Genomic DNA, 18,598 nt, shown 5'->3' with positions numbered 1-18,598 from the left:
AAAAATCATTTAAATTACAGTTCAGTGGAATATATGAACTTAACATTAACTACTTGCTTTGCAAAGTATGAAAGATAAGCCTCAAGGATTGTGCGTATGAGTCGGTTAGAATACAGAAAAGCGTATGGTTTAGATGACTTAATATATAAAATTATGGGTGGGAATACATTAGATAATTTTTGTGTGTATACAAAAGAATATGAGTTATCTGCAAAAGTAGATCTTGTTTGTTATTTGGAAAGCTATCCTGTCATTAGTGATGACGATGAGGAAGTATACCCTGATTTTGTTGTCGGAAATTCGCTAGAGCTTTTTTTCTATGGAGAACAATTTATAGATGTATTACATAATATCTCTATCCAAAGAGAAAAACCATCTGTAGAAGATTTCATATCAGGTTTAAATTTTTATCTTGAGAACGATAACTTCATAGAGCTTTGTTTTTAAGAGCGAGAGATTAATTAAAAATTGATTTACTTAGCTTGTCAGAAGATAATGCATTCTGGAAATATTATGCTAAGTTAATGGGTTATGACTGAAGGCTATTTTTATGGATGCGTATGAGACAATGGTGAATGAGATTGAAAAAGCATTAAAAAAACTCATTGCTATATGTAATAAATACTCGCTGCCCGGGAGTTTCAATGCAGTCAATGACTTGGATAAAACCTTCCCGTCCAACTTACCTCGTTCGACAGAGTTGGGATTTTTATATAAAAATTATAATCCTGAAAAGTTAAAGATTGAAACAGGCTTCACGCCAATTAAACTTCACTCAGTCAGTGAACTCTTGAAGGCTCAAAGTGGTTACGAATACTTACCAGATAATTATCTTGTTATTGGTAATGATTTAGGCGGAGGTAAACCTATAATTGCGGTTATCGTTGAAGGGAGTTCCTATGTTTATGCAAGTTATGATGTTATTGAGCCATTTAAGATAGCTGATAGTCTCTCTGAATTCATATTTTCTTTAGCGGAGCTTATTGATTTGGTATATGGTCACTACGATATCTTTGACATAGCAGATGATAATGACGAAGTAAAAGGTAATTTCATTGATGAGCTGCGGGAAAGGATTGTACCACTTATCGGTAATGAAAATTTCAATGCGTTTTATAATTATTTTTATGGGTAATTATTTTCTTTCAAAGTAAACCAGTACGGCGAAAATGTTATTTTTAGCTAGGTGATGTGCTCTGTGATTCTTACAGTTATTTTAAGCAAGATTTTAAAGAGTAATGCTGTATATTTATTCAAGTGGAATGAATCTAATACATGAAAGTAGAGAGGTTATATGCAGACTACGCGAGTAATGGGAGAAGGATATGAACCTTACGTCGAGCAATTAGGTGATAAACTAATTTATTCACTACCTGTCGAATCGGGATTTGTCAGCTTTCATTTCGAGTTTTATATTCGTCAGACAGATCTTGATGTCCTGCTGTCCGATCATTACCGACGAGCCATTCTGGAAGTGACCGCACACACTTTGCTCCAACGCTCGACGTTGAAGGGATATAAACGATTTTCTCAGAACGATTTTGATAACCTCATTGCCACTACCCTTTTTGCATCGCAAGAGCATCTTAGCGCATTCATTACTCAGATTAATCGGGAGCACAATATTTCGATTGAACATTATGTGAATGACATAGTGAATAGACGCATAAACAAAGCATGAATATACCGATCCCAGATAAGATCAATTTATCCTTAAAATGATGCTGCACAGAAAATTACATCCTAATAAATTCCCCACAAATGCACTCACCGACACGCCAAAACGCTTCGCCAGCGCGCGCATATGATCCAGCGTTAACGTGCGCTGTCCGTTGAGCATTCGACTCACCAGAGACTTCTTGCCTATCTCATTTTAGAAATCGCTCTGTGTGAGTTGGTACTGATCCATCAGCGTTCGCAATAACGCAACGCCTGACGGAATGCTGGCTACTCGCGCGTTAAATTCTGCAAACTCCGAAAACTCGTTTTCGTATTCATCGATTTTCGCAGTGAGCATCTCTACCAGCGGGTTATCTGGGTCATGCTCAATCAGATACGCCACCAACCCCAGAGCATCCTCGTAATCTTGACGCGACGGATGAGTTGACAGTATCGAAACATTGATAGAATGTAGTTTTCATATGATCGTGATGACGGTGCTCATTTAATGAGTGCGAACACTTTATTAGGTGACTGTGAAAGATATGTCCGCCTTGTGCCATGTGCGGACATAGCTATTAAGTGCCGTGCGTATAATAAAGAGAACGGGATTACTTCTATAATCCCCAGATCAGAGCCATGCCTTCGCTTTCAGGCCGAACGTTCTTAAAGCCAAATTTTTCATATAGCGCGGGAACATCGGCTATCAGGGTAATATAGGCACCAGCTGACACATGCTGTTTAAACCATAACATTAAGTTTTGCATTATTTCTCGTCCCAAGCCTTTTCCCTGATGCTCCGGGTCAACAGCAATATCAACGATCTCGAAGTTCAGGGCACCATCGCCAACAATGCGCCCCATCCCTACAACATTTCCGGCACACACAATGTGTACTCCGTAACAGCTTGCAGGAAGCGCGCGTTTTGCCGATTCAAGAGGTCGAGGAGTTAACCCGGCGATGATGCGTAAACGGCAAAAATCTTCTGGAAGAGGAACTGTGTTAATCACTTCATAGTTTGAATGCATATTTTAACCTAAGCAGTAGTAGAGACAATTGAAATTAACATAAATAATGCCCTAATAAAGTCTGCTGGCGGCATTAATGACAACATATCTCGGCTATAAAGAAATCGTTCTGGCGCCTTGGCTGCGCAAATATGCTCCGCTTTTCGCTTTTAGCAGCAACAGTCATTCAACAAACAACATTGCATTTTGCGTAAGGCCGAAATCCTGCTTTTTACCCAGCAGAACCCCGGCCTACCATCACCCGCCTCAGTGCGCCGGAATATAAGGCTCCTTCACAAACTCCGCTAACAGCCAGACCATATCATGCAGCAGTCCGGTGAGTTCTTTCGCCACGTTCGCAGGCAACGTCCCGCTCATCACCGCCAGCGTTAACGCCACGGCATAGTCCACCTGCAACGCCGTTTCCTGCCAGCAGTCCGGCACGCAGGAGGTAATCTTTTCCCCTGCAATCAACTGCTCAACAAGATACGACGGAAGCTCTGAGTCACAGCATTCACGCAGCCGCTTCAGCGCAGCCAGCAATCGCTCACAGAGCGTGGTAAACGTCACTGTGTCGTCAGTTTCCACCAGTACGTTGACATACGCGGCGCAGGTATCAGCCAGCTCGAAAAGATCCGCAAAATCGGAAATTGAAGTATTTATGAGGTGATGAACAGCGCTTTCTTCAGAGAGCGCATAAGAAAAGTTAGGTGTAGTAGCCATTTAGCATCCTCGTTGTGCAAAAAAATGTCATGTTATGCTAACGGGTTCCTACGCCCGGTTACGGATGTGCCGCAACGCAGGCACTGTACGACCGAGAAGAAGAGATGAAAAGGGATAACCCTGAATTACAGAAGGTTGCTTGCAGGTTTGCGAGGCGGCTTCCAGAAGGGCATTGCCGTGTGGCGACTACGCCTGACCCGGCCTACAAAACTACCGCGATACGACCCGTAGGCCCGCGCAGGCGCAGCGCCGCCGGACACAGTTGCACTGCGGTTACGTTTTACGCAGACCTTTTCATTTTTAGCAACCCTTCTAATAACGTCTGCGTCGCGCGGGAGGATTTTCCCGCCTGTGAACAAACCAGCCCAAACTCCCGGCACAATGAAAGCGTAGCCATTTTGTAGTACATGGTAGACCTCAAGCCAGAACGATGTCTGGCACCGCGACCAGCCATCCGGGCGTTTAAATGGTTAAAATAAATAATAATAATCATTGCGCAATAAATTTCGCTGTGTCTTAATAACGTCATCGGTTTGGAATACAGACCTTATGAAAGCAGTTTTAGTAAAGCAGTCCTCAGTTCAGGTGTTATCAGTAGATACTCCTTCTTCGTGAGCCTCCTCCTAAGTGCCAAATAAGTAACTCTCGAAATACAGGCTATCATCGCCGCGCTTATGTGGCTCATAAATTAAGGATTTATCTATGTCTAATAAAATGACTGGTTTAGTAAAATGGTTCAACGCAGATAAAGGTTTTGGCTTTATCACCCCTGACGACGGCAGCAAAGATGTATTCGTACATTTCTCTGCAATTCAGAGCGACAACTTCAAAACGCTTGATGAAGGTCAGAAAGTTTCCTTTACCATTGAGAATGGCGCAAAAGGTCCTGCAGCTGGAAACGTTTCTCCACTGTAACCTGCGCTAAATATCAGTGTGGCGTACGATAGCGATGAAGACAATAGTCCGAGCAGTTAAGCTGTACTGACAAAAAATAACCCGCACCTGTGTGGGTTATTTATTTTTAAAGGGTAATGGCACCTGAGTTGTATATAGCAGCCTGCCCATATTCCCTTCCAATTCAGCCTCAAAACCCGCTTCGCAATAATTTTAGTATCAATACAATCCGCAGTTTCTGAAATGGTTCATCCCTGCTCCCGTTCCCCCTCGCTCATCATCGCCAGAAACCGCTTCACCGTCCGCGAGCGTTCAAAGCGCCGCCAGCAGAGCGCGATATCGGTATAAAGCTCCGGTGAGCTCAGCGCGTGGTAGGTGACATTCGGCGGAGAAATGGCCGCCATCGACTGTGGCACCAGCGCGAAGCCGCCGCCGGCGGAAACCATGCTCAGGGAAGAGGAGAGCTGTGAGGATTGCAGCGTATGTTGCATATCAATTCCGGCCCGCTCGCAGCTGCCGTAGACGCGGTCGTACAGCCCCGGCGCGACCTCCTGCGGGAACAGCACTACCGGCGTATCCTTAAGCTCATCCAGCGCCAGATCGCCGCGCGCCGCCAGCGGATGGTCGCGATGCAGCGCCACCACCATCGGCTCCCGGTCGAGTATTTTTAGCTCGAACACCTTGCTGCTCTCGCACGGCAGGCGCACGAAGGCGATATCCAGCTCACCCTCCGCCAGCATCGTCGTCAGCGAGGACATATTGGCTTCCACCTGGTGAACCTGCACCGCCATGTTCTGCACCTGATACTGGCGGATCAGCGCGAAAATTTTGGGATGAAAGGCGTCGGAGCTGGTGATGCCAATCGACAGGCTGCCGTTCAGCCCGCGCGCGATACCGCGGGCTTTCTCCAGCGCGGCGTCGCTCAGCGCCAGGATCTTGCAGGCGTCCTCGTAGAAGGCTTCTCCCGCTTCTGTCAGCTCCACGCCCCGCGTCAGGCGTCTGAACAGCGGCGTGCCCACTTCCTCCTCAAGCCGTTTGATCTGCTGGCTCAGTGGAGGCTGTGAAATACCCAGCGCTTTGGCCGCCCTGGTGAAGTGTCGCTCGCGTGCAACCGCGACAAAATAGCGCAGATAACGAAGTTCCATATCTAAAACGTCTCAAACCAGCATGGATTCTATATTGGAACTCTCTGCTGAATCGGGTCAACATTTATTTAACCTTTATAAATAAAGTTGAAGAGGACGAGCATGATGATGCATTCATCCGCATGCGACTGTGAGGCGAGCTTATGCGAGACCCTGCGCGGGTTCTCCGCCCGTCATCCTGACAGCGTGATCTATCAGACATCGCTAATGAGCGCCCTGCTAAGCGGCGTGTACGAAGGGGAGACCACCATCGCCGATCTGCTGGCACACGGTGATTTTGGGCTCGGCACGTTTAACGAGCTGGACGGCGAAATGATTGCCTTCAGCAGCCAGGTGTACCAGCTGCGCGCCGACGGCAGCGCCCGGGCCGCGAAGCCGGAGCAGAAAACGCCGTTCGCGGTGATGACCTGGTTCCAGCCGCAGTATCGTATCACCTTCAGTACGCCGGTCAGCCGCCAGCAGATCCACGACGCGATCGACAAGCAGATCCCCTCCGATAACCTGTTCTGCGCGCTGCGCATTGACGGCAACTTCCGCCACGCCCATACCCGCACCGTACCGCGCCAGACGCCGCCGTACCGCGCGATGACCGACGTGCTGGACGACCAGCCGGTGTTCCGCTTTAACCAGCGCGAAGGGGTGCTGGTCGGGTTCCGCACCCCGCAGCATATGCAGGGCATTAACGTGGCGGGCTACCACGAACACTTCATTACCGACGACCGCCAGGGCGGGGGACATCTGCTCGACTACCAGCTGGAGAGCGGGGTGCTCACCTTCGGTGAAATACACAAGCTGATGATTGACCTGCCCGCCGACAGCGCGTTTTTACAGGCCAACCTTCACCCCAGCAATCTTGATGCAGCGATCCGTTCCGTCGAAAACTAACAGGAGAACTACCGTGAACAGTGATAAACAGTCACGTCAGTGGGCGCACGGCGCCGATATGGTTGTCGGCCAGCTGGAAGCGCAGGGCGTGAAGCAGGTGTTCGGGATCCCGGGTGCGAAAATCGACAAGGTATTCGACTCCCTGCTGGACTCGTCCATTGAAATCATCCCGGTGCGCCACGAGGCGAACGCGGCGTTTATGGCGGCAGCGGTAGGGCGGCTAACCGGCAAGGCCGGGGTCGCGCTGGTCACCTCCGGGCCGGGCTGTTCAAACCTGATCACCGGCATCGCCACCGCCAACAGCGAAGGCGACCCGGTGGTGGCCCTGGGCGGGGCGGTGAAGCGGGCGGATAAGGCGAAGCTGGTGCACCAGAGCATGGACACCGTCGCCATGTTCAGCCCGGTGACGAAGTATGCCGTGGAGGTTAACTCTCCGGACGCGATTGCCGAGGTGGTCTCCAACGCGTTTCGCGCCGCCGAGCAGGGCAGGCCGGGCGGGGCGTTCGTCAGCCTGCCGCAGGACATTGTCGACCAGCCCACCACGGGGGCGATTTTGCCCGCCAGCAGCGCGGCGCTGATGGGCCCGGCACCGGAGTCGGCCATTAACGACGTGGCGAAGCTTATCGAAAAGGCCAAAAATCCGGTTATTTTGCTTGGCCTGATGGCCAGCCAGCCCGCCAACAGCGCCGCGCTGCACAAGCTGCTGGAGAAAAGCCGTATTCCGGTCACCAGCACCTATCAGGCTGCCGGGGCGGTGAACCAGGAGCACTTCACCCGCTTCGCCGGGCGCGTCGGTCTCTTTAACAACCAGGCGGGCGACCGGCTGCTGCATCTGGCGGACCTGATTATCTGCATCGGCTACAGCCCGGTGGAGTACGAGCCGTCCATGTGGAACAGCGGCGATGCCACGCTGGTGCATATTGACGTGCTGCCCGCCTATGAGGAGCGCAACTATGTTCCTGACCTGGAGCTGGTAGGGGATATTGCCGCCACGCTGAACCTGCTCGCCAGCCGCATCGATCGCAAGCTTGAGCTGAGCCAGCGCGCCTCGGAAATTCTGGTCGATCGCCAGCATCAGCGGGATCTGCTCGACCGCCGCGGCGCGTCGCTCAACCAGTTTGCCCTGCATCCGCTGCGCATCGTGCGCGCCATGCAGGACATCGTAAATAACGACGTAACGCTCACCGTCGATATGGGCAGCTTCCACATCTGGATCGCCCGCTACCTCTACAGCTTCCGCGCGCGTCAGGTGATGATCTCCAACGGTCAGCAGACCATGGGCGTGGCGCTGCCGTGGGCCATTGGCGCGTGGCTGGTTAACCCGGGGCGCAAGGTGGTCTCAGTATCCGGGGACGGCGGCTTTTTACAGTCGAGCATGGAGCTGGAAACCGCCGTGCGCCTCAACGCCAATATCCTGCACATCATCTGGGTGGACAACGCCTATAACATGGTGGCAATTCAGGAAGAGAAAAAATACCAGCGTCTTTCCGGCGTGGAGTTTGGCCCGGTTGATTTCAAGGCCTATGCCGACGCGTTCGGCGCGAAGGGCTTTGCTGTGGAGAGCGCGGCTGCGCTCGAGCCGACGCTGCGCGCGGCAATGGATGTCGATGGCCCGGCCGTGGTGGCCATTCCCGTCGACTACAGCGATAACCCGCTGCTGATGGGCCAGCTCCATCTCAGCCAGATTTTGTGAATCAATATAAGGACAGAGAAATGCAAAAAGTGGCTCTCGTAACCGGCTCCGGCCAGGGGATTGGGAAAGCGATCGCGCTTCGTCTGGTGAAGGACGGCTTTGCCGTCGCCATCGCGGATTATAACGAAGAGACGGCGAAAGCGGTCGCGGATGAAATCACCCGCAACGGCGGCAGGGCCGTCGCCGTGAAGGTGGACGTGTCTGACCGCGACCAGGTGTTTGCGGCGGTCGAGAAAGCCCGCACCGCGCTGGGCGGCTTCAACGTTATCGTCAATAACGCCGGGGTGGCACCGTCCACGCCGATCGAATCCATCACCCCGGAGATTGTCGACAAGGTCTATAACATCAACGTGAAGGGGGTGATCTGGGGCATGCAGGCCGCGATCGACGCGTTCCGCAAAGAGGGGCACGGCGGCAAGATCATCAACGCCTGCTCCCAGGCGGGCCACACCGGTAACCCTGAGCTGGCGGTGTACAGCTCCAGCAAGTTCGCGGTGCGCGGCTTAACCCAGACCGCCGCGCGCGACCTCGCGCCGCTGGGGATCACCGTTAACGCCTACTGCCCCGGCATCGTTAAAACGCCGATGTGGGAAGAGATCGACCGTCAGGTCTCCGAAGCGGCGGGTAAACCGCTCGGCTACGGGACCGAAACCTTTGCCAAACGCATTACCCTTGGCCGCCTGTCCGAACCGGAAGACGTGGCTGCCTGCGTGTCTTACCTTGCCGGGCCAGACTCTGACTACATGACCGGCCAGTCTCTGCTGATTGACGGCGGGATGGTATTTAACTAAAAAATAACGATAAGCTCTGACATGAACTTTCCCCTGCCCCCGTGCAGGGGCTTTTTTTTGTCTCGTCAGCCATTGTGGATTACACTGCGCGCTGCAAAACTTTAGTCTTGAGATCTGACAGGCGGTAACAGCGATGAACGGTACAATCACAACGTGGTTTAAAGATAAAGGCTTTGGATTTATCAAAGATGAAAACGGCGACAACCGCTATTTTCATGTGATTAAGGTCGCCAACCCCGATCTGATTAAGAAAGATGCCGCGGTGACCTTCGAGCCCACCACCAACAGCAAAGGCCTTTCCGCCTATGCGGTGAAGGTGATCCCGGAGAGTAAGCACCTCTATATTGCGGGCGAGCGCGTGAAGCTCACCTCGATCAAATCCTTCGTGGTGTTCAGCGAAGAAGAGCCCGTGGATGCTAAAATCGACAAAGAGAACGCGGTGCTGTCGGTGGGGCTGCTGATGAACAGCATCAAGCCGAAAACCGAGAAAAAACCGGGCGAAATGCGCACGGTGAAGAAGCTGGCAATCACCACCTTCCAGAACACGACGATGATCTTTACCGAAGATGAAATCGACATCGACGCTACGGTAAAACTGCTGAAGTAACCTTGTGCCGGGTAGCGACGACGCCTTACCCGGCCCGCACGTTCTTCCTTTTCGTCCGCTTTTTAACCTGCTATAACTCACTCCTTACCTTTCAGGGATCAGGGAGTCTCCGCCGTGCCCGAAATCAATCAACATGGTCAAACCGTTAACGATATCGTCCCGGACTGGAAATGCGCCAGGGCCTTAACCCGCACCCCGCTCGCCGGTCAGTATTGCCGTCTGGAGCCGCTGGATGCGGATCGCCATTCGGCTGATTTATACGAAGCCTACGCGCTGGGGGACGACAGCGACTGGACGTGGCTTGCCAGCTCCCGGCCTGAAAGCGTAGAAGCCACCGCGCACTGGGTGCTTGGCAAGGTGATGGATGACGATCTGGTGCCCTTTGCAGTGATGGATTTACGTACCGAAAAGGCGGTAGGGCTGTTCTGCTATATGGCGATAGAGCGCTTTCAGGGCTCGGTGGAAATCGGCCACGTCACCTGGTCGCGCAGGATGAAAGGCTCCCGCATCGGCACCGAAGCGGTGTGGCTGCTGCTGAAAAATGCCTTTGAGCATAAATATCGTCGGCTGGAGTGGAAGTGCGATTCGATGAACGTTGCCTCGCGCAGGGCGGCGGAGCGGCTGGGGTTTGTCTGGGAAGGGCGCCTGCGCCAGAAGCTGGTGCGTAAAGGACGCAATCGCGACAGCGATATGCTCTCCATTATCGACGGCGAGTGGCCGCAAAGGGATGCGGAACTGCGTGCCTGGCTGGCGGCGGATAATTTCGACGGGGAAGGGCGGCAGGTCCGGCGGATTGAGGCATTTCGCCAGCGGAAAGAGGTATAGGGCAGAGGGCACTGTAGCCGCTCTGCCCCTGTACGTTATTTCTCGATCATCTGACTAATTTGATCGCGGTTGATGGCATGTTCATTGCCCGCGATATCTTCGTAAGTAATTAAGCCGTTGTCTTCATCCACTTCCGGTTTTCCGTGGGTGATAATCATTTCACCATTTTTCTTTTGTAAAACATAGTCGCTGGAGCACCCTGCAACCGTCAGGGTCATAAATGCGAGACTTATTACTGCTACTACTTTTTTCATCTTAATGCCTGTAATTAAAAAGACCACAATGGCCGAATAAGGTTACTGAAATTCACTTCACAACCAGGGAGATATCAGTAACGCTGCATATATCAAAAACATAAACAGGAGCGTCACGATAACAACGCGACGTTCGAGGGGCGTAACGCCCGCTTCAGAGACTTCATCTGGTTTCGTAGACATGATTTTCTCTCCATTAACCTGCGAGCGTACCCGACACCTTTACCGGCAGGCGATAGTGATGTGCAATCGATAAGAAGTTATCGACATTAGCTGTACCTGTGTTCCAGCCGTACTCCCTGTTGAGTAATTTATATTTTCCCGTACCGAAACGGTGATAGGGGAGTAATTCCACCCCCTGAAAGTTTTCTCTTCCCTTAGTTAGCGCGGAGATCAGCGACAGTAATTTATCGGCCCGATCCGGGGCATCGTTAAAATAGGGGATCACGGGAATACGGATAATAATCTGTTGCCCGCCCTGTAATAGCCGCGCAAGATTGCGCACAATCGTCTTATTGCTGACGCCGGTATAACGGACGTGCAGCGCATCCTCCGCGCTTTTTAAATCGTACAGGATCAGATCGCAGCCTGACGTTGCCTGATGAATAGCGTGCCAGGAAGCGTAGCCCGCGGTTTCAATTGCGGTATGAATGTCCTCCGCTTTGAGCCGCTCAACTAAAACGCGCGCAAATTCAGGCTGCATCGCCACCTCGCCGCCGCTGAGCGTGACGCCGCCTCCGGACTGGCGGAACCAGACTTCATCAGCCATGACCCTTTCAAAGGCGGTATCCGCGCTAACATGCTCTCCGACAATATTGAGCGCGGCGGCAGGACAGCGCGCTTCGCATAACCGACAGCCCGCGCATCTGCGGTCGCGTTCAAGAACATGCACGCTGTGGTCCATGCCGTGCAGCCTCGTCGGGCACAGGTCAGCACATTTGCCACAATGCAGGCAGCGGTCGGCATGGTAGAAAACATCCCGGCCGGTGGTTTGCCCTTCCGGGTTAGCGCACCAGGCACAGCGCATCCGGCAGCCTTTTAAGAAGATAATGCTGCGGATGCCCGGCCCGTCATGTAGCGAAAACCGCTGAATGTTTGAGATCCAGCCGTACGTCTGTTCAGAAGTGCCGCTGCGTGGTTCTGCTGATGATCTCATCCTGGACCTCTTTACTTAATTCAACGAAAAAGGCGCTGTAGCCCGCCACCCGGATCATCAGGTTGCGATAGTCTGCGGGGTGCTTTTGCGCCTTTCTCAACGTCTCGTCGTCCACGTAGCTGAACTGGAGCTGGGCATTGCCCAGAATGCTCGCCGTGCGCAGCAGGTGGATCAGGCTGTTCTGGCCTTCAGGCGTCTCCAGCATCCCGTACATAAGCTTGATGTTATGCACCATGCCAATATCCATCTCCTCGACGTTGATCCGGCTCACGGAGTTGATGATGGCAGTCGGGCCGAGGTAATCCGTTTGCTGGGCCGGGCTGATGCCATCGGCCAGCGGTTTACCCGCCAGCCGGCCAGAGGGCAGCGCGCCGGTGATAAGCCCGAACGGGGTGTTGTTTGAAATAGAGAGCGTGCCAAACGCAAACGGCGCATACAGCATCCGGTAGCGGCGGTGCTCCTGCTCGAGAAAACGCACCAGCTCGCGGGCGATTTCATCCACCTCACGAATATCGTTGCCATATTTCGGCGCTCGCTGACAGGCGGTCAGTATGTCGTCATAGCCGACAAAATTGTGGTCGAGCGCCTCCACGAGCTGCCGCAGCGTGAAGCGGGCGGTGTCGAAAACCAGCGTTTTGATGGCCATTAGCGAATTTACGCAGTCGGCAAGCCCGGTCCAGATGAGGCCTGGCCCTGCGTTGAGGCGTGCGCCTCCCTGAGTGACGTCTTTTGCTGTGGCGATACACCCTTCAATAAAGCATGACATCAGCGGTTTTCTGGCATGCTCTGCATGCAGCTTCTGGACGATAAGCGTCGCCTGCGCGGCGTTTCTGACGATAGCGGAGAGCTGGGCCCGGACCGCGGATTCAACGTCTTCATAACGACTGAACCGGGACACGTCGCCCGTGGCGGGGCCGCACGGCTTCCCGTTTTGGTTTTGGCCGTTATGCAGAGCCAGCTCGATAGCCGCGGTAAAGGTGGTATAGCCTACCGACGTCCACTGGTACATTTTTCCTGATTTTTGCGGCTCGACGCAGCCCATCAGGCAGTAGTCCCGGGCATCTTCATAGCTAAACCCTTTGTGCAGCATCATGCGGATATGCGCATCGTCGAAATGGCAGGCCGGAAAACCTATGCCGCTGCGTACCACGTCGACCACTTTGCGCAAAAACGGCTGAGGGGACTGGTTATGTATACGTACCGCTAAACCCGGCTGGTAGATTTTTAAACGCGCTGAACAATCCATGATCGCCAGCGTCAGCGGGTTGGTCGCATCGCCACCTTCGCGCTTCTGGCCGCCAACCACGAGATTGATAAACGGCTGGTAGCCAGCAAAATACATTGCCGTCGATTCGCTGCAAATCCACAGGGTTTCGGCCATTTTTATCAGCCAGCAGCAGAGGAGTTCCTCAGCCTGCTGAAGATTGAGCGTGCCGTCGTTCAGATCGCGCGCCAGCAGCGGCCAGAGGTACTGATCGACGCGGCCGAGGGATATGCCGGTCTGGTTCTCTTCCAGCATAAACAGGGAGTGTACGAACCAGATAGCCTGCAGCGCATCGTGGAAATGCTGCGGCGGCTGCTCCGGCACCCGGCGGCATATCCCGGCCAGATGCAGCAGCTCATCGCGACGCAGCGGATCGCCTTCCTTTTCCGCAAGCGCATTCAGATAGTGCGCATAACGCCGGGCATAGGTCACCACGCCGTCGCAGGTGTGCAGAATGGCGCTGTAAAAATTGAAGGCATCACAGCCCTCGGGCGTAGCGGGATCGAGCGCGAGAAGCCGCGATGCCGCCTCCTCGCGGATCCCCTTTATCCCTCTGGTCAGCAAGATAGTGTCATAACCCGGACAGGAATCGCCGCCGCCGTTTTGGGTTTTGATCGTGACGTCGCAGATGCCGTCGTCATGACACCACTCCCACAGCCCGTGGGTCTTGAGCCGCGTTTGCGCCATTTCATCAAGGGAGCGCCCCTGCCAGTAGGGGAATACCTCTTTGCGAAGCAGACGCTTTGTTTCCTCATCAATCTGATAGGGATCCTGCGCCCGCGTGGGAAGGGTCTCCAGCTCTTCCGCCAGCCAGCGCCAGCTGATTTCTGGCGAAACTTCTCCCCCGCGTGCGCCGCCAGCAGGATGGCTGACGATAAGTTCATTCTGCGCCACATGCAGCGGCGCAGTCTCACAGGCACGCTGAAAGGCCAGCGCCCTGAGCAGGCTGTTGTTCATTCCCGGATTGTCTTTATAGACCCGGGTTACGCTCACGGCCCGATGCGCCGAGACGAAAGGTTTTGCCTGAAGGTAGGCGTCACGAAGTTGAACCACGCGCAGTGAAAGCATCTCCGTCGTCATGCCGTTTCTCCTGTTAAAAGGCGACGATCGCCAGCCCGGTCACGATGCAGCCAATCCCGATCTTTTCCAGAATGCTGCTTTTTAAATGATAAAAAATGCCGCTCATCACGGTTATCATCACAATCCCCAGCCCCGCCCAGACGGAATAGGCGACGACAGGTGAAATATATCCCATAAGCATTGACAGAGAATAAAAAGAAATAGCGTAGCAAGCCATGCAGTGAATGGTTAATGGAATATTTTTAAAATGTCTGGTCTCCGGGAGTAATAGCGTGCCGGTGACTTCCATTGTGACGGAAATAATCAGCCAGAAAAGGCAGTTCAGAATAATATACATTTTTAATTACAGTGTTATTTGTTTTGCTTGATCGCCAGGTTCAGAATAATGGTTCCCGCGATGACCATCCCCAGGCCCACCCATGCCCTCTGGGACACCGTATAGTCAAAACAGCGGTATTGTATAGCGGTAATGCTGAATAAACCGACCGCTGACCAGATGGCATAGGCCACGCCGATATGAATCCGGCGTAATGCAATCGATAAAAAATAATAACTTACGCCGTAGCTTATTACCGCAGATAACCCCACTACGGGGCGCTGAAAACTGTTTGATAACGATAATAAGGTTGTGGCGATAACTTCAATGGATACTGCAGCCAGCAGGGCAGCAGCGCTTTTCGTTAACGTCATTAAATAAATCTCACACTGTTAAATAAAATATAAGCGTGTTTACTGGTGTAAAAATGCGGAACAGCCGCTCGACTGAACTGTTTCACCCGCGTTTAGGCTTCACATCCGTGTGCTTACAGAATAAAGGTTCCTTCAATCATCAGGCACGCTTTGCCCGAGAGTTCGATACGCCCGTTATCCTTAACGTGGCAAATCAGTTCGCCTTTACGGCTTCCGCCCTGTTGCGCGCGTAACCTCTTCTTCGAGAGTTTTTCACTCCACAGCGGTGCCAGAAAGGTGTGAGCCGAACCCGTCACCGGATCTTCATTTACCCCCACCTGAGGGCCGAACCAGCGTGAGCGAAAATCGAAGGTGCGTGAGGCGGCAGTGACCACCACACCGCGCGCGTTAAACTTTTCCAGCGCGGAAAAATCAGGCTTCAGGGCATCCAGCCTGTCCTCATCATCGATAACCACGATAAGATCGGACGCCAGCCAGGTTTCACCGGCGTTTTCCTCCAGCCCAAGCGCCTTAAACAACCCTTCCGGGGCGGCGATCCGGGACGGGATCGCCTGGGGGAAATCGAGCGTGTATTGCCCATCGTGTGAGGTCACGGTCAGCTCGCCGCTGCGGGTGAAGAAACGCACGCTGTTGCAGGCGTCGTCACGGCTAAAGAGAACGCTCGCGGCGGCAAGCGTCGCATGGCCGCAGAGATCCACCTCTACCGCGGGGGTGAACCAGCGAAGCGCGAAGCCGTCATCCTGTGGAACCACAAACGCGGTCTCGGAAAGGTTGTTTTCGGTAGCGATGCGCTGGAGAACAAGCTCCTCCGGCCAGGCGTCCAGCAGGCAGACGGCCGCGGGATTCCCCGTAAAGGGGCCGTCAGAGAAGGCGTCTACCTGGTAAAACGGAATGCGTCGGGGACTGTTATTTTTCACCCATCACCTCAAGATCGTTATAAACCGTATAGCGGGTCACGCCCAGGGCCTGCGCCGCGTGCTGGACGCCACCCCGCATTTTGAAAATGCCTTTAGCGTGCATTTCAGCGACTATTTTAAGCCGCTGCGCTTTCTGTACCTTTTTGCCCGGGACCGAATGTTTATCGATGATTTCCTGGATTGACTGCTCAATGATGCCCCCCAGGTTCATATCCTGCGGGTCTGAATCGGGAAGTGGGCCGCCCGTTATCGCGTCGAGGCACTTGCGCATTTGGTCGTAAGGCGAGGTATCGATATTGATGCAAAAGGCCATCAGCGGTACCCCTTCCTCACTATAGTAAATTGTCGAGGCGCTGTTGAGGGTCCGTCCGGACGCCGTGACGGTTTTATAATTTTTTACCGTTACCGGGGTGCTGTCCTCGCTTTTTTTAAGCAACAGGGCAAATCCTTTGTCTTTTTCAGGACCGGATAACAGATTGTCACCCGCTTTTCTGCCGCTGACGTGCCCGTTGACAATCTTTATTACGGACCGATCGGGCGTGGTGAGGTTGTGCAGGACTATCTCCTGGTTCGCCGACAGCGTACCTGCAAGAGCTTCCATTGCCGCTTCCAGCGGCCCGGAAATCAGTTCAATCTGTTTTGCGTAATCTGATTTCATCGTTGTTCCTGTATGTTCTGCATGGTCAGATGTCCTGTTTAAATCCTCGCTACTTTCCTTACCCGGCCTTTTTGCCGCAAGCGAGAGTCCTGGTAGCGTTAAAGTATATCGATAGTGTTTAATTATCAACAAAAAGTTGATAAAGGCGGCGTGTGCGGGTACATTTTATGCCGAACCAACCGGTTGAATTGACCGTAACTGCTTAATGCTTAAAGGATAAAATGAAATTTTTAACTGTGATTGTTGCCGTAACGCTCCTCACGGCATGCCAGCTGGTGCGTCCTTTTGGCGATGCGACCACCTATAAACCTTTTACCGTTTCATCGCATCCCGGTCTGGACGGACGATATCACTGTATGCGAAGCGCGCTCGGCGCCGAAGGCTATGAGGTGGAGTACATCTTCCCCGAGCGGGACACGCCTAACTTTTTTGATATCTCTGAGGGGAACCGGCTGATTGCCCAGGTTGATATGACGCATACCACAGGGGCCAGCTTTCTGGATATTACGCTTATCTCGGGGTCAAAGCAGACTAATGAAGAGCTTGGCCGGGTAATTGCACCCTGCGTAAGCAGATGAGCACTCCTGACGAATGACATTTGAGGCACCGGTTGCGGGTGCCTTAATCAGATCTGCAGCGGCATTAATTCAACAAAAAGTTGATTATCTGTTTTGGTGTTGATAGTGTTGCCCTACTGGCAGTCGTCAAGGGGGTTATATGAACACTGTTCGTCAAAAAAACACCAGATGGGTCAGGTGGACGGAACGAGGTCTGGTTTGCTCGGTCATTTTGCTTTGCATCAGTAACTACGTTTATCAACTCTTCCGCATCTTTTCTGCCTGAAGTCCGTCTGTTTTCGTTGTGTAAGATGCGACGAATATAAAAAATGCATCCTGACAAAAACATAATCACTATCCTTTATGTCGTTACGCTTTTGCGCTTCCGGTATAAACTTCTAAAAAAAATATTTTTTTAGACAAAAAAACTCACAAGTTGATCGCTTATTACAATTCAACATTATCATTTATAAACTGTGGAATTACTGGTGGGGGTGGTTTTTTTGTATGCGCCGAGTGCTTTAAGCAGCATGTATCACTGCTTTTTTGCGTGTTGTGCGGTTTAAGAGATTGATTTTTTCACTGATTGACACATTTATCGTTACTAAACACAATATAACCTCACATTGCGAGTGGTATTAATCCTAAAGGCAGCTCTGGGAGGTGTTGGTATAGAAAAGAATAAGGAACTTGTCGCCTTTCAGGCCGCGTGTAGCGGTTATATTGTGGAATTTAATAACGGATCCCGACTCTGGATTAACCGGGAAACATTGCTCGTTGGATGGTTCGATAATCCGCAGGTGCCCCAAAAGGGAAGGATGCGGTTTCAGAAAACAAAAATGAATCTTTTTACTTATCTTCTGGAACATGCTGTTCGTAAAGAGGTCAGCCGTGATGAATTATTGCATCAGGTATGGGAAAAGTATGGCCTTAAATCATCCAGCAGACAGCTGTGGCATGCAATAGGACAGCTTAAACTGAGCCTGTTTACGCTGGGGATCCCTTACGAATTTATTCAGTCGAATAAAGGCAAGACCTATTCGCTGGAAAAAGTGAAGGTTTTCTTTATTACGCAAGCCGATATTAATGATGATGCATATTAACTGTGTAAGCAGCTAAACTCTTATTTAATGAGATATACATATGTCTGAAAATGTTAAAGTCTTTCTGGCGTTATGCTCTTTTGTTTTTACTGGCACGCTCGCCCATGCCGCGAGTTCAGGCACGATCAGCTTTACCGGTTCGGTAAACAGTGAAACCTGCGCGGCTGTGGTAAATAACGGTACTGCCGATGCAACGGTAACCTTGCCCGCCGTACCAGCATCAGCGTTAAAAACGGCGGGGGCGACCGCGGGGGCAACCACATTCACGATTAATTTAACCGGCTGCGATCCTGCCAATACCAAAACCCGCGCTTTTTTTGAGGCGGGGGGACAGGTTAACAGCACCGGCCGCTTAAACAACTCGGATACAGCGGGGGCGACAAACGTGGAGCTAGAGCTGCTTGATGTGGATGACAACAGTTCCGTCATTATGGCGGGTGACTATGCTTCACAGTCCACGTCCGGCACCACTATAGATGCGTCTTCCGGTACCGGCACGCTGAATTATGCCGTCCGCTATTATGCTACCGGGGCGGCGACGTCCGGAGCCGTAGCCAGCTCAGTAACGTACAGCATTATTTATCTCTGATCTATTTGTAAGGTACGGATATAACAATAATTAAACAGGGAGTGTTCTTCTTGAGGTCTGTCGTCGGCCTGAGTAATCAGGCCGTTTTTTACCAAAATGGA

General features: G+C 52.1%; 23 protein-coding genes and 1 pseudogene. 12 read left to right on the top strand and 12 right to left on the bottom strand.

The genetic code is table 11. The features are described from left to right. The first annotated feature begins 96 nt into the window (after positions 1 to 96). The 3 genes from HWQ14_RS21715 to HWQ14_RS21705 all read left to right on the top strand — a co-directional run bounded on the left by HWQ14_RS21715 (position 97) and on the right by HWQ14_RS21705 (position 1,681). The gene (locus tag HWQ14_RS21715) at positions 97 to 447 is read left to right on the top strand and encodes a DUF7716 domain-containing protein (RefSeq protein WP_176610970.1); all 351 of its coding nucleotides are present in this window, start codon (positions 97 to 99) and stop codon (positions 445 to 447) included. A gap of 103 nt (positions 448 to 550) precedes the next feature. Then, on the top strand, positions 551 to 1,135 hold the full coding sequence (locus tag HWQ14_RS21710; protein WP_176610969.1) for a hypothetical protein: 585 nt from the start codon (positions 551 to 553) through the stop codon (positions 1,133 to 1,135). A gap of 159 nt (positions 1,136 to 1,294) precedes the next feature. Beyond that, positions 1,295 to 1,681, top strand: a complete 387-nt coding sequence (locus HWQ14_RS21705) for a hypothetical protein (protein ID WP_176610968.1) — start codon at positions 1,295 to 1,297, stop codon at positions 1,679 to 1,681. 21 nt (positions 1,682 to 1,702) lie between these two features. On the opposite strand, the pseudogene HWQ14_RS21700 reads toward HWQ14_RS21705, so the two are convergent. From HWQ14_RS21700 to HWQ14_RS21690, 3 genes and pseudogenes are all read right to left on the bottom strand, one after another. Continuing rightward, positions 1,703 to 2,125 (bottom strand): annotated as a pseudogene (locus HWQ14_RS21700) (helix-turn-helix domain-containing protein). Between the two features lie 151 nt (positions 2,126 to 2,276). After that, complete coding sequence (locus tag HWQ14_RS21695; RefSeq protein WP_176610967.1) at positions 2,277 to 2,687, bottom strand: GNAT family N-acetyltransferase; 411 nt, start codon at positions 2,685 to 2,687, stop codon at positions 2,277 to 2,279. 246 nt (positions 2,688 to 2,933) lie between these two features. Continuing rightward, positions 2,934 to 3,389 (bottom strand): hypothetical protein, encoded by a 456-nt coding sequence (locus HWQ14_RS21690; protein ID WP_176610966.1) that lies wholly within the window; start codon positions 3,387 to 3,389, stop codon positions 2,934 to 2,936. 702 nt (positions 3,390 to 4,091) lie between these two features. On the opposite strand from HWQ14_RS21690, the gene cspE reads away from it, so the two are divergent. Further along, complete coding sequence (gene cspE / locus HWQ14_RS21685; RefSeq protein ID WP_022647355.1) at positions 4,092 to 4,304, top strand: transcription antiterminator/RNA stability regulator CspE; 213 nt, start codon at positions 4,092 to 4,094, stop codon at positions 4,302 to 4,304. Between the two features lie 227 nt (positions 4,305 to 4,531). On the opposite strand, the gene HWQ14_RS21680 is transcribed toward cspE, so the two are convergent. Further along, on the bottom strand, positions 4,532 to 5,428 hold the full coding sequence (locus HWQ14_RS21680) for a LysR family transcriptional regulator (protein WP_148419348.1): 897 nt from the start codon (positions 5,426 to 5,428) through the stop codon (positions 4,532 to 4,534). A 105-nt stretch (positions 5,429 to 5,533) separates the two neighbouring features. Between HWQ14_RS21680 and budA the strand changes: the two genes are divergently transcribed. From budA to HWQ14_RS21655, 5 genes are all read left to right on the top strand, one after another. Further along, a complete protein-coding gene (budA, locus tag HWQ14_RS21675; protein WP_176611239.1) occupies positions 5,534 to 6,313 on the top strand; it encodes an acetolactate decarboxylase in 780 nt (259 codons plus the stop codon). A 13-nt stretch (positions 6,314 to 6,326) separates the two neighbouring features. Further along, positions 6,327 to 8,006 carry an acetolactate synthase AlsS gene (alsS, locus tag HWQ14_RS21670; RefSeq protein WP_274857458.1) on the top strand — a complete coding sequence of 560 codons (1,680 nt, stop codon included), beginning with the start codon at positions 6,327 to 6,329 and terminating at the stop codon, positions 8,004 to 8,006. Positions 8,007 to 8,026: 20 nt separating this feature from the next. After that, positions 8,027 to 8,797, top strand: a complete 771-nt coding sequence (locus HWQ14_RS21665; RefSeq protein ID WP_176610964.1) for a (S)-acetoin forming diacetyl reductase — start codon at positions 8,027 to 8,029, stop codon at positions 8,795 to 8,797. 133 nt (positions 8,798 to 8,930) lie between these two features. After that, positions 8,931 to 9,404, top strand: coding sequence for a cold-shock protein (locus HWQ14_RS21660; protein ID WP_176610963.1), 474 nt, complete (start codon positions 8,931 to 8,933; stop codon positions 9,402 to 9,404). Positions 9,405 to 9,518: 114 nt separating this feature from the next. Continuing rightward, complete coding sequence (locus HWQ14_RS21655) at positions 9,519 to 10,229, top strand: GNAT family N-acetyltransferase (RefSeq protein WP_176610962.1); 711 nt, start codon at positions 9,519 to 9,521, stop codon at positions 10,227 to 10,229. 35 nt (positions 10,230 to 10,264) lie between these two features. Here HWQ14_RS21655 and HWQ14_RS21650 read toward each other — a convergent pair whose 3' ends face one another. The 8 genes from HWQ14_RS21650 to HWQ14_RS21620 form a co-directional block, all read right to left on the bottom strand. Beyond that, positions 10,265 to 10,483 (bottom strand): YgdI/YgdR family lipoprotein, encoded by a 219-nt coding sequence (locus tag HWQ14_RS21650; protein WP_148419344.1) that lies wholly within the window; start codon positions 10,481 to 10,483, stop codon positions 10,265 to 10,267. 57 nt (positions 10,484 to 10,540) lie between these two features. Further along, complete coding sequence (locus HWQ14_RS23440; protein ID WP_256122498.1) at positions 10,541 to 10,666, bottom strand: hypothetical protein; 126 nt, start codon at positions 10,664 to 10,666, stop codon at positions 10,541 to 10,543. A 13-nt stretch (positions 10,667 to 10,679) separates the two neighbouring features. Continuing rightward, positions 10,680 to 11,639 carry a glycyl-radical enzyme activating protein gene (locus HWQ14_RS21645; RefSeq protein ID WP_176610961.1) on the bottom strand — a complete coding sequence of 320 codons (960 nt, stop codon included), beginning with the start codon at positions 11,637 to 11,639 and terminating at the stop codon, positions 10,680 to 10,682. Then, entirely contained in the window at positions 11,602 to 13,983 is a 2,382-nt protein-coding gene (gene cutC / locus HWQ14_RS21640; protein ID WP_176610960.1) for a choline trimethylamine-lyase, read from the bottom strand. The genes HWQ14_RS21645 and cutC overlap by 38 nt, the downstream gene beginning before the upstream one ends. Before the next feature lie 13 nt (positions 13,984 to 13,996). Next, a complete protein-coding gene (locus HWQ14_RS21635) occupies positions 13,997 to 14,320 on the bottom strand; it encodes a DMT family transporter (RefSeq protein ID WP_176610959.1) in 324 nt (107 codons plus the stop codon). A 14-nt stretch (positions 14,321 to 14,334) separates the two neighbouring features. Next, complete coding sequence (locus tag HWQ14_RS21630; protein ID WP_176610958.1) at positions 14,335 to 14,673, bottom strand: DMT family transporter; 339 nt, start codon at positions 14,671 to 14,673, stop codon at positions 14,335 to 14,337. Between the two features lie 113 nt (positions 14,674 to 14,786). Next, positions 14,787 to 15,590: a PhzF family phenazine biosynthesis protein gene (locus HWQ14_RS21625; RefSeq protein ID WP_148419339.1), complete on the bottom strand. Its 804-nt coding sequence runs from the start codon at positions 15,588 to 15,590 to the stop codon at positions 14,787 to 14,789. Beyond that, positions 15,580 to 16,248, bottom strand: a complete 669-nt coding sequence (locus HWQ14_RS21620; protein WP_148419337.1) for a helix-turn-helix transcriptional regulator — start codon at positions 16,246 to 16,248, stop codon at positions 15,580 to 15,582. Before HWQ14_RS21620 ends, HWQ14_RS21625 begins: the two co-directional genes overlap by 11 nt. 221 nt (positions 16,249 to 16,469) lie before the next feature. Between HWQ14_RS21620 and HWQ14_RS21615 the strand changes: the two genes are divergently transcribed. From HWQ14_RS21615 to HWQ14_RS21605, 3 genes are all read left to right on the top strand, one after another. After that, positions 16,470 to 16,826, top strand: a complete 357-nt coding sequence (locus HWQ14_RS21615) for a hypothetical protein (protein WP_176610957.1) — start codon at positions 16,470 to 16,472, stop codon at positions 16,824 to 16,826. Between the two features lie 704 nt (positions 16,827 to 17,530). Beyond that, on the top strand, positions 17,531 to 17,908 hold the full coding sequence (locus HWQ14_RS21610; protein ID WP_176610956.1) for a hypothetical protein: 378 nt from the start codon (positions 17,531 to 17,533) through the stop codon (positions 17,906 to 17,908). Between the two features lie 40 nt (positions 17,909 to 17,948). Continuing rightward, positions 17,949 to 18,497, top strand: coding sequence for a fimbrial protein (locus HWQ14_RS21605; RefSeq protein WP_176610955.1), 549 nt, complete (start codon positions 17,949 to 17,951; stop codon positions 18,495 to 18,497). Positions 18,498 to 18,598: the final 101 nt, after the last annotated feature.

It is taken from the genome of Enterobacter cloacae, from assembly GCF_013375935.1.
In the GTDB taxonomy this organism is placed as follows: Bacteria; Pseudomonadota; Gammaproteobacteria; order Enterobacterales; family Enterobacteriaceae; genus Enterobacter; species Enterobacter pasteurii.
The sequence above is the reverse complement of the archived record's forward strand: the minus strand, read 5'-3'. Positions and strand labels throughout refer to the sequence as shown.